Here is a 19,051-nt window from a genome sequence, read left to right on the forward strand (position 1 = left end):
AATTCTAACATGAAAGCTAATTTCAAAAATCGCGGTATGTTATTAGAAACAATCATCAATCAAACGAGAGAGTTTTATTTTAAGAATAGCATTTGTATTATCCATAAGAAGAATCTTGATATTACTTTTAAATCTGTTCAATTGCATGATAAAAAGTTGAAACTAGATAATGCAATAATCAGCAGCAAAAGCTCTGTTGATTATTATGGAATATATAAAGGAAGGTTTTTGGCATTTGAGGCCAAAAGCACTGAATCGGATGTTTTACCTTTTAATAATATTAAACAGCATCAAATTGAATACCTTGATCTTATTAAAAAGCATAATGGTATTGCTTTTTGAATAATTTATTTTAAGCCTAAAAATTTATTTTTGTTAATTGAACATCATATTTTGCAGGAAAAATTTAAAACAAAAAAAGCCCTTCACTATGAAGAAGCCTTGTGTTGAGGAAAAAAATTATCATTATCTTTTCCTGGAATATTGAACATAGTTGAGAATATTACTTTTTAATTTTTTGATATATTTCATCAACTTTTGATTTTAAAACATCTGAAAACTTAAATCTTGGGTCCATTTTTGAAGGAACTTCAATTTCCTCTTTTGTAATGTTATGCTGTTGGGTTTTTGCAGCTACATATTTGGAGGAAAAAACGCCGAAACCTGAAATAGTTATTTGTCTTGAATTAGCTAACTCTTCAATAATGATATCGACAACTTGATCAAAAATTGATTCAACCATTGCTTGTTGAAAGCCCGTTTCTTCCGATGTTTTTTTAATTAATTCTCTCTTTGTCATTATTCAGACTCCTTAATTTAATAAATAGTTTAAACCCTTTTAATTAAGCTATTAATAATAATTTGGGGATTTTCTTTATTATATACTATTTTGTAAATTCCTTCTATTAATGGTAAATTTAGTTTATTTTTAGATATATTTTGATGATAAATATATTTTAGGGCATATAACCCTTCGACGGTTGTTTGGCTATCATCTATTTTATTTTTTAGGAAGTTTAAACCATATTGGTAGTTTCTTGATTTTTCTGATAATCCTGTAAGAATTAAGTCGCCCAAGCCACATAAATCATATATTGTTTCGGTTTTAGCGCCTAAAAATTTTCCATATTTTACCATTTCTTTTAATCCCATAGTTAATAGCGCTGCCTGTGTATTGGTCGAATATCCCAATGATGCGATTATGCCCGATGCTATTGCTAGTATATTTTTATATATTGAGCCTATTTCAGCGCCAATAACATCATCAATAGCCGAAACTGCAAATCAGTCATTTGTGAATATTGTTTTAACTTCATTAGCTTTATTTATATCCTTTGAAACGACATTGACAATTGTTATGTGTTTATTTATTATATCAATAGCAAAGGAAGGACCGATTAATGAAGTTATGCCTTTGATGTTTGTGTTATCTTTTGCCATTTCAGCCATTTTGTTATGTACAAAACTGTTTGTATTAGGCCAAAAACCTTTTATTACATTAATAATTGTTACGTCGTTTTTGATTAATTTTATTAATTCTTCAAAAACAGGTGGAATAAATCTTGAAGGTATTGCTATGATGATAAATTCAACATTTTCTATTGCCTTTTCAAGGATTTTTGTTGTTTTGAAATTGGTAATTAATTTATTATCAAAATATTTTTTATTAAAGCCCTTTTCAAGGTCCTGCAATTCATTATCATTGATGCCATAAAATATAACGTCATGTCCGTTTTCAGCTAAAACATTTCCACATGCAGTACCCATTGCCCCGCTACCAAGAATAGCTATTCTTTTTTTCATAATTATTTGTCCTCTTTTTTATTTTTATTTTTTAGTATAAGGGTAATAGGTGTTCCACTAAAATCAAAATTTTGCCTTATTTGGTTTTCTATATATCTTAAATACGTAAAGTGCGCACATTTTTCATCATTTACAAATAATAAAAAAGTTGGAATTTTTCCATCAATTTGTCTTGCAAAGGTTATTGATAATCTTTTACCCTTAATGGGTGAAGCGGGTTTTATCATTTGTGCAGTCATCATTACTGAATTCAATTGATTGGTAATTATTTTTCTAGAAATATTGTTTTTAATTTTAATTATTTCATCTTTTAGTTTGCTTATTCTGACTCTGTTCTTAGCGGATATAAAAACAATAGGTGCTCAATCTACAAATTTTAATTTCTTAGAAAGGTTTTTTTTGTAAATATCCATTGTATTGGTATCTTTTTCAATTAAATCTCATTTATTTACAATAATAATTAATGGTTTTTTTAAATCATAGGCAATTCCAATAATATTTTGGCTAAAATGACTAACTTCTTCTGTGGCGTCTAACATTAATAAACATAAATCAGCTTCTTGTATTGAATCTGTGGCTCGCATTAATGCATAGTGCTCGATGCTATTGGATAATTTACTTTTTCTTTTAATACCTGCTGTATCAATAATTTCAAATTCCTCATTTTCAATTTTTATTATTGAAGAGACAGAATCTCTAGTTGTTCCAGCAATATTCGATACAATAGAACGTTCCTCATTGGTAAGGGTGTTAAGTAGCGTGGATTTTCCGACATTAGGCGAGCCTAATATAGTAAGTTTAAAGTGATTTGTTTGTTTGTCATCATTAAAATTTAGATTTTTAACTATTTCATCTAGCAAATCGCCAACTCCATCGCCATGAATAGCGCTTATTGGAAAAATGCTTTGAAACCCCAATTTATATATTTGATTATCAAAAAATGTTTTTATATTTGATTCTAGCTTATTTAAAACAAGCAAAACTTTTTTGTTTGATTTTCTTAATAAACTGGCAACAAAAAAATCTTCTGATGTGATCGGTTCTCTACCATCAACTATGAAAACGATAATTTCAGATTCATTGATTGCTACTTCTGCTTGTTTTTTAATTTGCTCTTTAAAGTCTTCGTTTTCTTGTGTTATTCCTCCGGTATCAATAATATTAAAATCATATCCAGACCATTTTGCGCTATGATAAATTCTATCTCTAGTAACTCCAGGAGTATCATAAACAATTGATTTTCTTTTATCAATTATTTTGTTAAAAAGAGTTGATTTTCCGACATTAGGCTTTCCTATTAACGCTATTGTATTTTTCATTAGTTTAACCTCTTCTTGACCTCTTTTAGCATTACTAAAAAGTTTTCATCCACACTCATATTTGTTGAGTCAATCCTTATACTGCCTTCACTTTCTATTAATGGATCTATATCACGGTTTGTATCATTTTCATCCCTTATTTTAATTGATTCTAAAATCTCATCATATTTGGACTCTATACCAAGTAAATTATTTTGCTTTAAACGACGATGAGCTCTAACTTCTGGTGTGGCTCATAAGAAGAATTTTGCTTCTGCATCTGGAAGAATACGGTAAGTAGCATCTCTTCCATCGACAATTATTCCCTTTTCTTGCGCGCCTTTTTTTTGAATGAATGTATTAACTTTTAAACGTACAGATTGATATTTGGCAATTGCTGATGCATACAAAGAAACTCTATCCTCACGAATTTTTAGAGTAATATCTTCTCCTCTTAGAAAAATTTTTTCATCTTTTGTTATGAATAAGTCCTCAAAATTTCATGCTTTATTAATTTCTGATTCGTTATTAGAATCAATGCCATTTAATATAGCATTATATGCAATAGCACGATATAAATTTCCGCTACTTATAAAAACGTAATTTAACTCACTAGCTAGCATTCTGGCCATTACAGTTTTGCCTACGCCGCTAGGTCCATCTATTGCGATATTAATTTTATTTTTCATTACTTATTTTCCTTCCTAAAGTCTTTTATGAGTTTTTCTAGTTGTTTATCAGTTTTTAGTTTGATAGGTTTAAATTTTTCTTGGATTGGTTGTTTTTTTAGCAAATAGATTAAATTTTTGATTAATAGTGTGATATCATCAGATTGATTATTATTTAATTTATTAAGCAAATCGTTTTGGTCGATGTCAAGGTTGTATTTTTGCGCTACTTTAATTAGTTTTATCGCGACTTGATGATCGCTTTTGATGATTGCCTTTAAATTGTTATAATTTTCCTTATCCTTACTCATATTTTAAACATCCAAGGTGAAAATTTTTATTTCATTATTGCTTTTAATTTTTTTGTTATTAATATTAACAAACTGATATTTGATGGTCAATTCATTAACACCTTTTTTCGGATTTCATAAAACATATTGGTCATTATCTTTTTCTTTAAACGGAACAATTTCAAAAGTTTTCTTTGGATATATGTCTTGTGCAGCATTAGTTTCATTTATCGCCTTAACAAATCATGAAAAAATTTCTTCTTGAAAATTATTGGCCTTGAAGATTTTATCTACTTCCTGTTTTAAGTTATTAATTTTAATTTTTAAATCTTCTAATTCCTGCATTTCTAAAGGAGTTTTTGATTCTTTTTCATTAATATCTTTTCGTTTTTCTTCATATTTCAGAATTTTTTCTTTAATTTTTTTGTTTATCTCATCATATTTGCTTACAATCTTTTCGGCTTCTTTTTTAATTTTTGGTCATTCTTTTGAAAACTCTGTGCCTTGATGTGTTTTTAAGGTATTTGATAAAAAAGTTACAACTTGGCTTGATTTATAATAGTATTTTGATTCAGGGGTGGATTTTATTTTATTTGTTTCAAAAACTCCACTTGCATATTCATAATTTAAAAAAACTTCATAATGAATTCTAAGGTCAAAAGGGTTATTTTGAATTCTTTCAACATCTGTAAAATGAAAATCTAAAAACTTTGATTTTTCAAAATCGAGGATAATATTAATTTTGTTTTTTAAAAATTTATCCGCGTCAAATGGTTTTGGCCGATTATTGAGGATTTTTCTTTGTTCAAAAGTAAGTTTGCTCTTGTTCATTTTAATAATATCTTTATAAGTGTTATCAAAATCTTTGGTTCGGATTTCTGCAAGTTTTTGTTGATTTTTAAAATCTTCATACAAATTCTTAGCTTGCAACGATCCTATGATATTTTTTTCTAAGAGAATTTCCTTGGCTTTATTATTGAATTTATCAATTGACCAAAATTCTTTTTGAATTGTTTGACTATTTTTAACAATATAATATATAGCACCCGCTACTGCAGATAGCGTGACAGTTGGTATTACAAAAAGTGTTCAAAAGTCTGATTTTCCCCTAGCTTTCTTTTGCCTATTTTTCATGATTAATATTTTACATATTAATATTTTTTTTAAATAAAATAAAAATAAAATACATAGTATTTTACGAACTTATGTATTTTATTATTTTTTTGCTTTTTTTCTTCTGTAGAATTTTTTTACAGGATTATCAATGTTCTTAATAAAATTGCATTTAGGGAAAGCAGAGCAACCAATAAATTTTTGTTTAGTTAGTTTTGTATAGCGATAAACGAGTTCTGCATTACATAAAGGGCAGCTTTCATTCGGTTTAGCTGGCTCCAAAATAGTAACATTTAATTGATCCTTTATATCTTCATAGCGTTCATTGAAACTATCTCAGAATTTTTTCATTAAAGTTTTGTATTCTTCTTTTCCTTCTGAAATTAAGTCTAATTTTTCCTCAACCTTAGCTGTATATTCTTCATTAATAGTTCTTGGGAAACTTGTTAAAAGTTTTTCAAGAACAACCTTTCCGAATTCTGTGGGTACTAGATGTCCGTCAATTGGTTCAACAAATATTCTTTGTTTTAATACTTTTATTGTTGAAGCAAATGTTGAAGGCCTTCCAACTTTAATATCATCAAGTTTTTTAATTAATGAACCCTCACTATAACGTGCAGGCGGTAATGTTTTTTTGTCCTCTTTAATAAAATCTTTTGCCTTGATGATATCGCCAATTTTAATATTTGGAATATTAATTAATGACTCTTTGCCTGAATAAATATAATAACCGTCAAAAAGTATTCTACTATACGACATTCTAAAATTATTGTTCCCGTTATGTAAATTAAATCTTACAATTTCTTTTTCAGGACAGCTCATTAGTGACATTATTGTTTTATCATAAATCATCTTATATATTTCAAAATCGATATTGTTAAGATTATACTTTTGTAATGCTAATTCTGGTGTTAATTCAATGTATGTGGGTCTAATTGCTTCGTGAGCATCTTGAGCGCCAGAAAAACCTTTTATTTCTTTAGCTACATATTGGCTACCATATTGTTCGGTTATGTATTTACGAGCTTTTTTAACAAATGTTTCACTTAATCTAGTTGAATCAGTTCTGGGGTATGAAATTAACCCGTTTTCAAAAAGTTTTTGGGCTGATGATTGCACTGCCTGGGAATTGTGTTTTGCTTCCTTGTATAAAACTGATTGTTTAAAAGGTGTATAAGCTGATTCCTTGCGTTTAGAAACATTGATGTCATCAACAATTAGTTCATAGTTGCTATTTAATAATTCAAAAAGTATTTTTTCACCTTGTTCATTGGTTAACCAAGTATTATCTTCATATTTTTTGTCTTTTTTTAAGTACAAAGGAATGTTGACATCATTATCTATAATTGCTTCAATTTTTGAATAAATTATTGGATCAAATGTTTCAATTTCGTGCTCACGATCACAAACTAGTTTTAAAGCAATGGATTGCACTCTTCCTGCCGAAGGGTTAGTAGGAGCATTTTTTACTTTTTGCATCATTAATTGTGATAGTCTAAAGCCTATAATTCTATCTAGCATCCTTCTTGACTTTTGTGCTCTTACAAGGTTTTCGTCTATTTCAGAAGGATTTTCAACTGCTAATTTTATTGCTTCATCTGTAATTTCATTATATCTTATTCTTTTGTATTTATCTTTTAATTTTAAGGTTGAAATTAGATTACTTGCTATTGCTTCGCCTTCGCGATCGGGGTCAGTTGCAATTAGAACTTCGCTAGCATTTTTAGTTGCTTTTTTTAAATCTGAAATGGTTGACTTTTTCATTGGATCAGGAATCATCTCTGGTTCTCAATTTTCGAAATCTATTCCAAGATTATTTGTGCCTGATGTTGCCATTTTTAAAATATGCCCTGAACTAGCAATAACTTTAATTTGATCACCAACAATTTTTTGAATTGTTTTAATTTTATTTGGTGATTCGACAATCATTATTTTTTCTGACATAAGCTAAGCCTCTCTTCTGAGTAAAATATTTTAAAATGTTATCAAAAATAATAGCACAATTTTATTTTAAAAAACGAATTAAAAAAACGATTAGAATTTTTTTAATCATTCTTCTCGTTTTGTATCACTTGTATTTTTAAATATTTCCTTAATTTGAGAATTATCGCTCTTGCTTAATTTAGGAACATATAAATCAAATTTAATGAATAAATCGCCCTTGGAACTAGAATTTTTATATGGGTATCCGCAATTTTTGATTTTAAATGGTTCATTTATTTTAATGCTATGGTCTAACTTAATTTTTTTTGTTCCGTATGGTGTTGGAACATTAATTTCCTCTTCGAGTAATAAGCTCTTAATTGATAAAGGCATTTCAATGTAAAGATCATTATTTATTTTTTTGTATTTTTTGCTAGGTTTAATAGCGAATACTATATATAAATCTCCAATATTATTTCCGTTTGATGAAGGTTTCCCAAAGCCAACAATTCTAATTGTATCCCCATCCTCAATCCCTACCGGAATATTTATCTTTTGAATAGTCTTTGAATTTACTGTTTTTTTGCCGTGGCATTGATGGCATATCTTATTTATTTTCTTGCCCAATCCTAAACATACTGGACATGGCTTTATGGTAGTAAATATCGCAACTCTTTGTTGTATTTTTCCAGAACCATGGCAATTATTACATAAAATTACATCAGAAGGGGTGTCTGCACCGCTGCCCTTACAATGACCGCAAACATCATATTTATCTAGGTTAAGATCAATTGTTTTTCCATATAGTGCATCTTCAAAATCAATGTTTAATATTAGTTGTAGATCTTGACCTCTTTGATGGTTTGATTCATCAAAATTTGAAAATGATCCAAAAATATCCCCAAAGATATCAGCACCAGAAAAACCTCCGCCAAAACCCTCAAAAAAACTACGGAAAATATCCTCCGAATCCCCGAATTGATATCCGTTAGCATCAAAGGCGTTATGACCAAATTTATCATATTTTGCTCTTTTATTTGTGTCTGATAAAATTTCATATGCTTCTGATATTTCTTTAAATTTTTCTTCAGCATCAGCATTTTTGTTTTTGTCTGGATGATATTGCATTGCCAATTTACGGTAGGCAGCTTTGATTTCCTTTTCGGTCGCACTTTTATTTATGCCTAAAACTTCATAATAGTCTCTTTTATTCATCATAATAATAAAATTTTAGCACATTTTTAATTAGAGTGCTATTTTTTAAGGTCATCATATTTTAGAATTGCAATTCTAAAATTTTTATTAATATCTTTTTTAAATGTAACATTAGAATATTCCTTTTCAATTCATTCTTTGGCATAATCATCAATTTCAAGAATTAAGTAACCATTATTTTTTAAGAAATTTGGTGCCTCTTTTGTAATTTTTTTATAAAAAAATAATCCATTATCCTTGGCAAATAGCGCTTGCTTTGGTTCTCATTTTAAAGAAGAAGAAAATAAATGTTTCTTATTTAAATAGGGTGGGTTGGAGATAATTAAATCAAATTTTTTGTTTATTTTTTTAAATAAATTACTTCTTATAATATTGTATTTTGATAGATTATTAATTTTTGCATTTAATTTAGTTTGTTTGATTGCTTGTCTTGAAATATCTGATAATGTTACATTACATCCTATATTTTTGCAAATAGCAAGACCAATAAAACCTGAACCGCAGCATAAATCTAGGACATCAGAATATTTGCTAATGTAATTATATGATTCGATGATAACCTCTTCTGTTTCGTATCGTGGAATTAATACATTATATCTAATATCGATATGGATATTTTGCATTGTTTGATATCCGATAATTTTTTGTACCGGATAGTCCTTTTTTAATAATTTTTCTTCCTTTTTTGAAACAAAAAGAGGTAGCTCATATCTTCTTTTTTCTTGTAGCAATACCTCTTTTTTAATCATTATAAACCTGCTTCTTTTATTTTGTGAGCTTTTTCATCGGCAATTAACGCCTCAATAATTTTTTTCAAATCACCTTCCATAACTATTTTTAAGGAAGTTGAAAACCCGATTCTATGATCTGTAACCCGATCTTGTGGATAGTTGTAAGTTCTAATTTTTTCACTTCTTTCCCCAGTACCCGCAAGTTTTCGAAGTCCACTTTCTTCTTCTTCGCGCTTTTGAACTTCTAGTTCATAAAGTCTACTTTTTAATACTTTTAAAGCAGTTTCTTTATTTTGGATTTGACTTCTTTCGTCCTGTGATGTAACTACTATTCCAGATGGTTTGTGTGTAATTCTAACTGCAGAGTCTGTTGTGTTAACTGACTGGCCTCCTGCTCCTGATGATCTAAACACATCAATCTCGATTTCATCAGGCTTAATTTCGATATGAACGTCATCATCTACTTCAGGTAAAACCGTAACTGTCGCTGTTGAAGTATGAACTCTTCCCTGTGTTTCAGTTAATGGTACTCTTTGGACTCGATGAACTCCTCTTTCAAATTTCATTTTTGAAAACACTTTTTCACCCTTTATACTAAAAACTATCTGACTATATCCACCTGCTGAACCGTATGTGTAATCAATAATTTTTATTTTAAATCCCATTTCTTCACAAAATTTTTGGTACATTCTAAACAAATCGCCTGAAAAAATATTGGCCTCATCGCCGCCAGCAGCCCCGCGAATTTCCACAATAACATCTCTTTCATCGTTTTCATCAACGGGCAATAGTAATTCTTTTATTGTTTCTTCAAGTTCGTGCATCTGTTCTATTTGTCTATTAATATCATTTCTTGCTAATTCAATCAATTCAGCATCTTTTTCATTGTTAATAATATCTTTTGATAATAAGTATAGTTCTTCAATATCTTGGTATTTTTTGAATGATACATAGATATCTTCAATGCTTGCTTTTTCTTTAGATATTTTTGTGTATTGTTTGATGTTGTTATAGATTTCAGGATCGTTTAGTTTTTGCTCTAATTCCAGGAATTGCTTCTTTATTGAGCATAGAGATTCATACATTGTTTTTTCCATAGTAATAAAAGTATATTTTAAATTACTATAATTTGCGTCAAATTTATTAAAAATAATATGCATTTTTTTATATAATTATTAGCGTATTAAATATTGCCGTCATAGCTCAGGGGCAGAGCACTTCCATGGTAAGGAAGGGGTCGCTGGTTCAATTCCAGTTGACGGCACCATATGTTTAATTGCCAAAAGCCAATTCAATTGGCTTTTATTTTTCTTTTTGTAGAAAAATAGAACAACCTTAGTTGTTCTATTAAAACATTTATTAATGATATGGCACGGGTAGCAAGACTCGAACTCACAACACACGGGGTTGAAGCCCGTTGTTCTACCATTGAACTATACCCGTATAAGAAACGCTCATAGAATATTATACATTTTTTTTCTATTTTGTATATTTTTGCTCTATTATGTAAATAATATCACCAATGGTTTTTAATTTTATTAGTTCTTCGTCTTTTATTTCTATTTTTAGTTTTAGTTCAATATCTGAAACTAATAGAACCAGATCTAAACTATCGATATCAAGATCCTTAATTAATGTTTCGTTATTAAAAATTTTTTTTGTATGTTTTTTAAGTTCGTTAAATACTAATTCTTTAAAATTCATAAATATTATTATAACTTATTTGTATTTATCTTGTATGTTACAACACTTTTTTCTTTTTCACTGCTCCATTTAAAAGTTATTAACAAATTTTGGTCATCAATTTGTTTGTAAGCATATTCAACTTCGCCTTCAGTTACAAGCATTCTATTTATGATGTCTTTTATGATATAAACTATCATGTCTTCATCAATTCAAGCCTGCCCGTTTCTATAGTTTAATTTGTCATAATAGTCACTGCTCTTTATATTAGGGAAAACATCATTTCAATTAATATTTTTCTTTTCCTGTGGTTCTATGTATGAATCTTCTTTATGGTCATTTTGTTCCAATTCATTCTCTTTATTTTTTAAATCTTTTTGTTGTTGGCTTTTTTTAATTGATAGTTTATTAGTTTTGTCGTTTAATTTTTCTTTTTGAATAGTATCGACTTGGCTACTTTCTTTTTCTTTGTTTTTTTGTTGTAATACTACAAATGCTGTCGCCAACCCAGCACAACCACCAATCGCTATTGTTAATGATGTTCATAATAATAATTTTTTACTTTTTTCACTCATTATTTACCTCCTATTTGTTCTATTGATTGCAAAGAGTTTGCCATTTTGATTACGTCCGCAAAATTATCATATTTAATTTTGTGCCATTTTTCATCTGTAAGTCAACCTTTAATTGATCTTGTATTCATTCTTATTAATCCATTGTTGATATCAAAAAAAGGTTTTTCAATTTCCTGTGAATAACTCATTTTAAAGGACTTTAAATTTTTGCCTATATCAAGGTTAATTTCATAACCATATGTTCCCTTGTATTTTAATGGTATTAGAATCCCCAATTTTGCATTAAGGTTTTGATTATTTACCATAACAGTATCTGAAAATTTATCATAATAAGAATATGTATCTATAACTAAGTCTGCATTATTAAAATTATGATAGCTAAGCTTAGTATCATACTTATTTTTTGCGTAGTCATAAATGTTTGCAGATGAAAATGTTAAATCATAAATATCGCTATTATCTAGAATGTATTCTTCATTAGTCTCTTGATCGCTTTTGGCAATTTTTAGTGATAATAGTTTGATGTTATGAATTCCTTGTTTTAAATTGTTGGTATTAAAGAATAAATTCAAATATTTTGTTTTGAATTTATGGTTAATTATGTTCTTATTAATGCGGTCTGGTAGTGATTTTATTTCAATCTCACTTAATACATTTATGGCCTTCGTATTATTTAGATTTATATTTTTAGATCTTGGATTGTTTTTAATTCAATAGGTAAATGCTTTTGCTTGATATCATAAATTTTTCACCTTATATTCAATTTCAAAATTGATATTTGCTATGTCATTAAATTCCAATTTATTTTTAGAATCATTATCACTATTATAAGTTAGTATAAAATGACCACTATTATATTCATATTTTGGCTTGAATTCTATTATTTTATTATTAATTAGTCCATTAACTCTTATGGCCTCTATTTCTTTTAATGGATTTTTATGCTCAAATGTAATAATGAATTTATCACTTCTTATAATGCGTCTGATTTTAATTGTGGTTAATTCATTGAAACTATTTCAGTTTTCTAAATATTTTCTTTGTTTTGCATTTATGATATATTCTTCCATTCACTGTTCTTGCTTATTTTCTAATGAATGAAGTTTGGGGGTTTCATTAAAAGCAATAAACATAATCTATAAATAGGTCTACTAAATAATTTAATTTCTTATAATAAGCATTTTTAGATCAGTTTTCAAGATATCACGACGAATCACTATCTACTGTAATGAAATCATTAATGAAGATTTTTTTATAGTCCTCACTTAGCGAACTTATGAAAAAATCTAACAATCCTACATTCTTAGTATCTTTCATGTTGTTTTGTATTCTTTTAAGTTTTTGATTTAGGCAAAAATCAATTATAAAAGCTCGTTTTCTTTGCAAACTCATACTTTTAAGATTTTTAATTTTGTTTTCCAACATTTTTCCTCCTGCTTTAATTAAATTAGATAAATCAAAAAGATAAATAAAAAAGAAACTATGAACGCAAAATATTTATAATATAAATATATTTTTTTTAACGTGTTATTTGAAGGGTTTGTTAATTATGGAAAACAAGGTTAAATTGCAAAAAATGATTTCGGATTTTGGTTTTTGTTCGCGACGCGAGGCCGAAAAAATGATTATGCAAAAAAGAGTATTAGTTGATGGTCAAGTTGCAAAAATTGGTCAGAGAGTTGATGCTGAGGCTGTTATTAAAATAGATGGCGAGATCATCGAAAGAAGTGATAAAAAATTTTATATATTACTTAATAAACCTCGAAACACCATTTGCACTTTAAGAGATCCGCAGGGTAGAAAAACTATTTATGAGTGAATGGGAATGGATAAATATTGCTATTCAATTGGAAGGCTTGATTTTAATACAACAGGAGTAATAATTATTTCTAACGATGGCAATTTTGCTAATATTTTGGCCCATCCTTCATCTAATATAGAAAGAGAATACATTGCAACATTGGAAAAGCCAATGAGTGAAAAAGATTTAAATTTTTTAAACTCTAATTTTGTAAAACTTAATGGTGTTTTTTCTAAACAAACAATAAAACATATCAAAGATTTAACCTACTCTATCGTTCTTAAAGAAGGTAGAAATCATCATGTGAAAAATCTCTTTTTATTAGTTAATAATTTTGTTAAAAAATTACACAGAAAAAGATATGGAGTTATTACAGATGATGGTTTAAGAGTTGGAGAACATAGGCATATTACGGCCTCTGAGTTGGAATGGTTTAAAAAAATTAAAAAAAGCTAGGTAGATATATAAGAACCTAGCTTTTGTTATTAATGATTAATTTTATATTTTTTTCAATATAATTAAAATCTGATTTAATTTTGTTGTTTGAGTTATTTATGTTGAGGTTATATTTAGCATATTTCATTCAACCTTCAGAAATATCTTTTGTGAATGTTATAGCCGTTTTTTTATCATAATTTAATTTTGCAATATTTTCATCATTTGATATTGAAATTAAATTCAAGTTATGCTTATTAGCAATTTTGAATGCAACCTGGAGATCGTTGCCTTTGGCTAAAAGGCTATATTTTGAATCATTTTTTAGTACATGATAAGACCCTGATAGAAATTTGTATTTTGAAGTTTTTTCACAATTTCAATTGCTATGAAAATTGGCTATAATGATTACGGGACCATTAAATTTATTAAGGTAATATTCAATAGAGCCCATCAATTCATTAAGATCGCCAGGATATAAAATTTTTATATTAGGAATTTGCAATAAAATACCTATTTGTTCCTCATTTTGGTAATAAATATTAGAGTTTTCAACAGAATTTAAGTCATTTTTTAGAATATATAATACCTTTAGGTTATCACTAACAGATTTTTTGATTCCTTGAATTAACTTGTCTGTATTTGATAAGGAATCAATTATTATTGGTTTAAAATTTGAGTGTCCAAATATACCATTTGCAATTAAACTCATTGCCTCGTTTTTTAATCCTAATAGTAAAGAACGGCCATTTTTGTTGTTAAAATCAAAAACTCCGTTAGTTGATTTAATTCTTGTTATTGGATCTAGCGAAGAAGAAAGTAGGAAAGCGTTTTTGTATTTATCAAATATATTATTTAAGATAACAACCATATTAGAGTAGATATCGCCTGAATTTGATATAAAGTTATCATTTACATTTTCTTTTAGATCTTCTCCCAAGAATTCAATTAATTTATCTGAAGCAGTTCATTTATTAAATAAATCGTTATTATAATTAATAACTTTCTTATACTCATCTACCACTTCTTGATATTTCTCAAAAAAGTCACCACGCTTGAAGTTAGTTGTTTCTTTGAATTCCTCAATTTCATCTACTGTTAAATAATATTTATTATTGTAGTAGTTGTTAAAATTATTAACTGCTAATTCAACAATTGAACTTTTGATTTCGATAAGTGTTGGTTTTTTTGCTTTCTTAGCTTTCGATATTGCGTTTGCAATAGATTTGTAATTAGCATCCTTTAAAATAATATAATTAAATCCATATGATTCATATGTTTTTCTAATGTCATTACTATTCTTTTTAGAATTAAAGTTATTTAATAATGTGTTTGAATCATATAGCACAATTAGTTTATTTAGTTTGATTGATCCTGCATATTGTAAAGCTTCAGTCGCAATGCTTGTTTCTAGATCTTTGCTTGAAGCAAAAACATATGTAAAGTGATTTATTTCAGAAAAATTACTTGATAAAAAGGCCTCAGCAACCGCAATACCAACAGCCTCTGCAATACCGCAACCATGTTTGCCTGATGAAAAGTCAATACCAAGTTTGTTATTGCGTTTTAAATAGTTATGATATTTGCAACTTGGTTTATTAATGCTTTCAATTTCTTCCTTCGTAATAAGATTCATTAAATATAAAATTGTGTAATAGGTGGTATTTACATCCGGGCACGAAACAATGAATCTATCTCTAGATATTCACTGGGGATTATTTATATCAAATTTATAATGAAAAGCAAAGAGCGCATGAAAAATCTTTGCAGCGCTAATATTAATTGCTACATTTGGATTTTTAGTATTTGCTATCTGGGCTAATGAATTAATTTTTATATTATCAATAGCTAAATTATTAATTCTTCTATTTTTAAACATTTTCAATTCCTTCAAAAACAATGTTAATATTGTTTGGTCTAACATTGATTAATGAATAAATTCTTTGTTCAAGCATGAATATTGCGTTCTTAGTTTCGAATGATAATATAGCTTCTTTTTTTAACTTGTAAGAAATAAAAATCTCAATATTATTTGTGCTATTTTTTATATTAATAATAGGTTTTTTTGTAAGAATTATTGAGTCTTGAGACTCAAAGAATTGATTTATTGCTTGATAAATAACATGTTCTTCAACCTTGAAGTCAAAATTCATTCTTGTGTTGACTGAGATAAAATTGCTCATTATGCTCTTCCTACATATTTACCAGTTTCAGTTGAAACCAAAATTGTTTCTCCTTCTTTGATGAATAGAGGAGTTTCGACTACATAACCGGTTTCCAAAGTAACTTTCTTTTGGGCGGCTTGAGCCGTGTTTCCTTTAACTGCATCTGGTGCTTCTGTTACTACTAATCCAACATTAGCTGGTAATTCAATATCCAAAACTTCTGATTCATATTTTCTAACAATAACTTTCATACCTTCTTTTAAAAAATTGACTTCTCATTTTATTGTTGATACAGGTATTTCTATTTGTTCGAATGTTTCTTGGTCCATTAGCACAATGTTATCTCCTGCATTGTATAGATAGTCCATTGATACCTTATCAATCATTGCTTTTTCTACTTTTTCACCACCAGTAAAAGATTTTACAGTTATCGATCCGGTTCTTAGATCTTTTGCCTTTGCTTTAACATTGGCTTGGCCTCTTCCTTGTTTTGAGTGTTGTGCTTCTAAAACAACATAAATATTACCGTCTAATTTAAAGGTTACACCCGGTTTTAGGTCATTAACATTTATCATAATTTAACTCCTTAAAATATTGTTTATTAATTATATTTGCTTTATATTGTTATAATAAAAATATCTAAATTATAAATTAATAAATTAATATTAATTTAAAAACATTTATAAAATCTAAATTAATAATAGAATAATTACTATGAAAAAAAATGAATTAAATAATTATAAAGATAAAAAAAACTTCAACAATAAATACTTGATAATGATTAAAAAAATTCAAAATTGGATAAGAAATAAGGTGAAAAAAGCTAATGCTAGTGGGGTTGTCCTTGGGATTTCTGGCGGCATTGATAGTTCAACCTTGGCAATTATTAGTTATCAAGTTTTTAAAAAAGATGCTCATTTTTATTATTTAAAAACAAGGGCAGATGATATTAATGAAATGCACATCAAGAAGTTAAATTTAGTTGTTGAAAATAAGATTGAAACAATTGATTTAACAAAGGAATTTAACGATTTTTCTGATAAGTTTAATTTAAAGGAGGATTGAATAAAAGCCAACACTAAATCACGATATTTTATGAATGTTTTGTATACCAAAGCACAACAAAATAACTCATTGGTATTGGGCACAGACAATTTTGATGAATATTATTTAGGATATTTTACCAAATGAGGTGATGGTGGTTGCGATTTATTACCATTTGCAAATATATTTAAATCTGATATTTATGAGATGGCTAAACTATTAAATGCACCAACAGAAATTTTGGATAAGAGACCTTCTGCTAATTTGCTTAATGATCAATATGATGAAGATGAACTTGGTTTTTCATATGATGATTTCGAAAAATATATTATGGATAATACTTTAATAAGTAGTGATATTTCAACTAAAATTGAGTATTTTCATAAAAAAACAAGCCATAAAAGAAAGTTAATTCCAAGAGGCCCAAAGTTTAAATAAAATTTATTTTTTTATAACTAGATTGAAGTATTAATTTTTAATTAATGAACGTTATATATAAATTTTTTTAAATTTAGTTAATATATAGGCATAATGTTAAATTAAAATTTAGGCCTTTATTAATTCGAACCTAAATTTTAAAAAATTTATGAAGTTTTTATGTGTTTTTTTCAATTTGAATAATATAAATTTTGATATTCATCAGTTGTCTTTACAACTTGACAAAAAAGCTTGATTAATCCCTCGTTGGAATCAAAAAGTTTTTTGTCAAAATGGTCATAATATTTAATTTTGCTAATATTATTTATGATGTTTTGATTTAGTTGAAATTCTAATTTAACATTACCTTTAAATGTGGGCGAAATATGATAGCCTATAAGTCCGTCTGTTTTGGAACTAATAAATTCTTTCTTTTTACTATTTCAACTATTTTTATTATTTATATAGTAATCTATTGTGTACTTGAACTTGTTTATTTCGGTTTTTCTTGGTATTAATTCAGCAGTAATGAATCTATTGCCTTCTTCAATAGAGATACTATTTAAAAATTCTAACTGATATTGCCTTTTAGGAATGTAATATTGATCTGGACTCTTTAATTCAATCGTTTGTTGCATTGCTTTTTCTAAAAAATTATTTTGTTTTAGGTTAAAAAACTTCATATTGTAAATTAGGCTATTAGCATAAGCAACATTATTTTCGAAAATGTTTGTATATTCCCCAGTCTCGCCATCGAAGGTAATTTTTATAGATTCAATTAGCTCAAACTTCAAATCTTTTTCTTTAACATTAATATTATTAAAATCAACAACATTATTTTCTATTTTGAAATTAATAACAAATGAAAGCTTGTTATAAAAATTAGCTCTTCACCTGTTATAAAAACTAACCTTTAGTTCCTTTAAATCTTCGAATTTTATTTCGCTTTTGTCTGCATATTTTGAAATGCGAAATTTTATCCGTTCATTTTCTAATTTCTCTAGATCTTGCACTTCAAGATCCTTATTATTTAATTGCAAAATTTTAATTCTTGAATTCTCATATGCTGATTTAGGAATCGTGAATTCAATAATTCATGTATTCTCTTTTAGGTTTCTTAAAATTAATATTTCACATTTTTGATCTTTTGTAAGTCCGATGTCTAAATTTCATCTATCTTCGACATTGTATGTTCCGACAGTTGCACTAATTTTCTCTTTATATTCAACAACTTCTTTTTGGTGTTCAATGTTTGAATAATTATAAATTGGTAGCATTAAATCCTCTCTATGCCTCTCTCATGGGCATAATAAGTACACCATTATTTTTTACTTTATGCTAATAAATGAAACTTTTGAAATCTTTTATTACATAAAAAAATATTTTGTTCTCATTTTTTGCCAAAATAAATAAAAGCCATATTTGCTATCTTTGCAAATAAGCTTTATTTGACTATTTTATTAATCGAATAAACATCAATATAATAAACTTTCGATAAATTTTAATCTTCGATAGAATGTGGATTTTGATATATTGAAGGTTTTTCAAGTTATGTTGCTTAGATCGTCTTTGAATAAAATTGTTAGTAATATTGAACGGTCCAATTGACTTAGACTTTTAATTAGTTTTATAACTAATTGTTTTGATCCGCTCGTAATTTCTAATCTTTGCAATCTAAGTTCTTCAAAATTTGCAATTTTTTTGGATAATTCCAGTTCAAGTCTAGTAATGTCTAATTCTAATCTAAAACTGCCATTTTCATTTTTTAAACCCACAAAATCCTTTAATAGTTTTAATAATATTGGTCTTATAATAAGGATATTTTTAAATCTTTGTCTCATTTTTTACCTTTCACCATTATTTTAATATTTTTTTTAGGAATTATAGGAA

At 27.4% G+C, this 19,051-nt stretch carries 22 protein-coding genes and 2 tRNA genes; 4 read left to right on the plus strand and 20 right to left on the minus strand.

What is annotated here, in order from left to right:
• The first annotated feature begins 9 nt into the window (after positions 1 to 9).
• Positions 10 to 513 (plus strand): Holliday junction resolvase RecU, encoded by a 504-nt coding sequence (recU, locus tag ACWXVP_RS00915; protein WP_438340781.1) that lies wholly within the window; start codon positions 10 to 12, stop codon positions 511 to 513.
• Here recU and ACWXVP_RS00920 read toward each other — a convergent pair.
• From ACWXVP_RS00920 to prfA, 10 genes are all read right to left on the minus strand, one after another.
• Complete coding sequence (locus ACWXVP_RS00920) at positions 503 to 799, minus strand: HU family DNA-binding protein (protein WP_438340782.1); 297 nt, start codon at positions 797 to 799, stop codon at positions 503 to 505. The genes recU and ACWXVP_RS00920 overlap by 11 nt on opposite strands.
• Before the next feature lie 29 nt (positions 800 to 828).
• Entirely contained in the window at positions 829 to 1,803 is a 975-nt protein-coding gene (locus ACWXVP_RS00925; RefSeq protein ID WP_455994565.1) for an NAD(P)H-dependent glycerol-3-phosphate dehydrogenase, read from the minus strand.
• 2 nt (positions 1,804 to 1,805) lie between these two features.
• Complete coding sequence (der, locus tag ACWXVP_RS00930; RefSeq protein WP_456012655.1) at positions 1,806 to 3,122, minus strand: ribosome biogenesis GTPase Der; 1,317 nt, start codon at positions 3,120 to 3,122, stop codon at positions 1,806 to 1,808.
• Positions 3,122 to 3,790: a (d)CMP kinase gene (gene cmk / locus ACWXVP_RS00935; RefSeq protein WP_456012657.1), complete on the minus strand. Its 669-nt coding sequence runs from the start codon at positions 3,788 to 3,790 to the stop codon at positions 3,122 to 3,124. The genes der and cmk overlap by 1 nt, the downstream gene beginning before the upstream one ends.
• Positions 3,790 to 4,080, minus strand: a complete 291-nt coding sequence (locus ACWXVP_RS00940; protein WP_444705101.1) for a hypothetical protein — start codon at positions 4,078 to 4,080, stop codon at positions 3,790 to 3,792. The genes cmk and ACWXVP_RS00940 overlap by 1 nt, the downstream gene beginning before the upstream one ends.
• Before the next feature lie 3 nt (positions 4,081 to 4,083).
• Positions 4,084 to 5,193, minus strand: a complete 1,110-nt coding sequence (locus ACWXVP_RS00945; protein ID WP_455966292.1) for a hypothetical protein — start codon at positions 5,191 to 5,193, stop codon at positions 4,084 to 4,086.
• 81 nt (positions 5,194 to 5,274) lie between these two features.
• Positions 5,275 to 7,116: a type I DNA topoisomerase gene (topA, locus tag ACWXVP_RS00950; RefSeq protein ID WP_456012659.1), complete on the minus strand. Its 1,842-nt coding sequence runs from the start codon at positions 7,114 to 7,116 to the stop codon at positions 5,275 to 5,277.
• A 90-nt stretch (positions 7,117 to 7,206) separates the two neighbouring features.
• Positions 7,207 to 8,313: a molecular chaperone DnaJ gene (dnaJ, locus tag ACWXVP_RS00955; protein ID WP_455993996.1), complete on the minus strand. Its 1,107-nt coding sequence runs from the start codon at positions 8,311 to 8,313 to the stop codon at positions 7,207 to 7,209.
• A gap of 35 nt (positions 8,314 to 8,348) precedes the next feature.
• On the minus strand, positions 8,349 to 9,059 hold the full coding sequence (locus tag ACWXVP_RS00960; RefSeq protein ID WP_438340790.1) for a peptide chain release factor N(5)-glutamine methyltransferase: 711 nt from the start codon (positions 9,057 to 9,059) through the stop codon (positions 8,349 to 8,351).
• Entirely contained in the window at positions 9,059 to 10,138 is a 1,080-nt protein-coding gene (prfA, locus tag ACWXVP_RS00965; protein WP_444705103.1) for a peptide chain release factor 1, read from the minus strand. The genes ACWXVP_RS00960 and prfA overlap by 1 nt, the downstream gene beginning before the upstream one ends.
• A 95-nt stretch (positions 10,139 to 10,233) precedes the next feature.
• On the opposite strand from prfA, the gene ACWXVP_RS00970 reads away from it, so the two are divergent.
• Positions 10,234 to 10,308: transfer RNA gene (locus ACWXVP_RS00970), tRNA-Thr, on the plus strand.
• Positions 10,309 to 10,409: 101 nt separating this feature from the next.
• Here ACWXVP_RS00970 and ACWXVP_RS00975 read toward each other — a convergent pair.
• The 5 genes from ACWXVP_RS00975 to ACWXVP_RS00995 all read right to left on the minus strand — a co-directional run bounded on the left by ACWXVP_RS00975 (position 10,410) and on the right by ACWXVP_RS00995 (position 12,724).
• Positions 10,410 to 10,484, minus strand: a tRNA-Trp gene (locus ACWXVP_RS00975).
• Between the two features lie 36 nt (positions 10,485 to 10,520).
• Positions 10,521 to 10,745, minus strand: coding sequence for a phosphopantetheine-binding protein (locus ACWXVP_RS00980; protein WP_444705104.1), 225 nt, complete (start codon positions 10,743 to 10,745; stop codon positions 10,521 to 10,523).
• 8 nt (positions 10,746 to 10,753) lie between these two features.
• On the minus strand, positions 10,754 to 11,299 hold the full coding sequence (locus tag ACWXVP_RS00985; protein WP_438340793.1) for an MHO_1590 family protein: 546 nt from the start codon (positions 11,297 to 11,299) through the stop codon (positions 10,754 to 10,756).
• Positions 11,299 to 12,432, minus strand: coding sequence for an MHO_1580 family protein (locus ACWXVP_RS00990; RefSeq protein WP_444705105.1), 1,134 nt, complete (start codon positions 12,430 to 12,432; stop codon positions 11,299 to 11,301). The genes ACWXVP_RS00985 and ACWXVP_RS00990 overlap by 1 nt, the downstream gene beginning before the upstream one ends.
• On the minus strand, positions 12,416 to 12,724 hold the full coding sequence (locus ACWXVP_RS00995; RefSeq protein ID WP_444705106.1) for an MG284/MPN403 family protein: 309 nt from the start codon (positions 12,722 to 12,724) through the stop codon (positions 12,416 to 12,418). Before ACWXVP_RS00995 ends, ACWXVP_RS00990 begins: the two co-directional genes overlap by 17 nt.
• 124 nt (positions 12,725 to 12,848) lie before the next feature.
• Between ACWXVP_RS00995 and ACWXVP_RS01000 the strand changes: the two genes are divergently transcribed.
• Entirely contained in the window at positions 12,849 to 13,556 is a 708-nt protein-coding gene (locus ACWXVP_RS01000; protein ID WP_438340796.1) for a pseudouridine synthase, read from the plus strand.
• A 16-nt stretch (positions 13,557 to 13,572) separates the two neighbouring features.
• On the opposite strand, the gene ACWXVP_RS01005 is transcribed toward ACWXVP_RS01000, so the two are convergent.
• The 3 genes from ACWXVP_RS01005 to efp are packed head-to-tail and all read right to left on the minus strand — an operon-like array spanning position 13,573 to position 16,275.
• Positions 13,573 to 15,414: a hypothetical protein gene (locus ACWXVP_RS01005; protein WP_456012661.1), complete on the minus strand. Its 1,842-nt coding sequence runs from the start codon at positions 15,412 to 15,414 to the stop codon at positions 13,573 to 13,575.
• The gene (locus ACWXVP_RS01010; RefSeq protein WP_438340798.1) at positions 15,407 to 15,718 is read right to left on the minus strand and encodes an MMB_0454 family protein; all 312 of its coding nucleotides are present in this window, start codon (positions 15,716 to 15,718) and stop codon (positions 15,407 to 15,409) included. Before ACWXVP_RS01010 ends, ACWXVP_RS01005 begins: the two co-directional genes overlap by 8 nt.
• The gene (gene efp / locus ACWXVP_RS01015) at positions 15,718 to 16,275 is read right to left on the minus strand and encodes an elongation factor P (protein ID WP_438340799.1); all 558 of its coding nucleotides are present in this window, start codon (positions 16,273 to 16,275) and stop codon (positions 15,718 to 15,720) included. Before efp ends, ACWXVP_RS01010 begins: the two co-directional genes overlap by 1 nt.
• Before the next feature lie 139 nt (positions 16,276 to 16,414).
• Here efp and nadE point away from each other — a divergent pair, with 139 nt between their 5' ends.
• Positions 16,415 to 17,182: an NAD(+) synthase gene (gene nadE / locus ACWXVP_RS01020; protein ID WP_456012663.1), complete on the plus strand. Its 768-nt coding sequence runs from the start codon at positions 16,415 to 16,417 to the stop codon at positions 17,180 to 17,182.
• Between the two features lie 146 nt (positions 17,183 to 17,328).
• Here the strand turns inward: nadE and ACWXVP_RS01025 are convergent, their stop codons facing one another.
• Positions 17,329 to 18,438, minus strand: coding sequence for an MHO_1580 family protein (locus tag ACWXVP_RS01025; protein ID WP_456012665.1), 1,110 nt, complete (start codon positions 18,436 to 18,438; stop codon positions 17,329 to 17,331).
• Between the two features lie 183 nt (positions 18,439 to 18,621).
• The gene (locus ACWXVP_RS01030) at positions 18,622 to 19,002 is read right to left on the minus strand and encodes a hypothetical protein (RefSeq protein WP_438340802.1); all 381 of its coding nucleotides are present in this window, start codon (positions 19,000 to 19,002) and stop codon (positions 18,622 to 18,624) included.
• Positions 19,003 to 19,051: the final 49 nt, after the last annotated feature.

Source organism: Mycoplasma sp. 1781 (assembly GCF_053851675.1).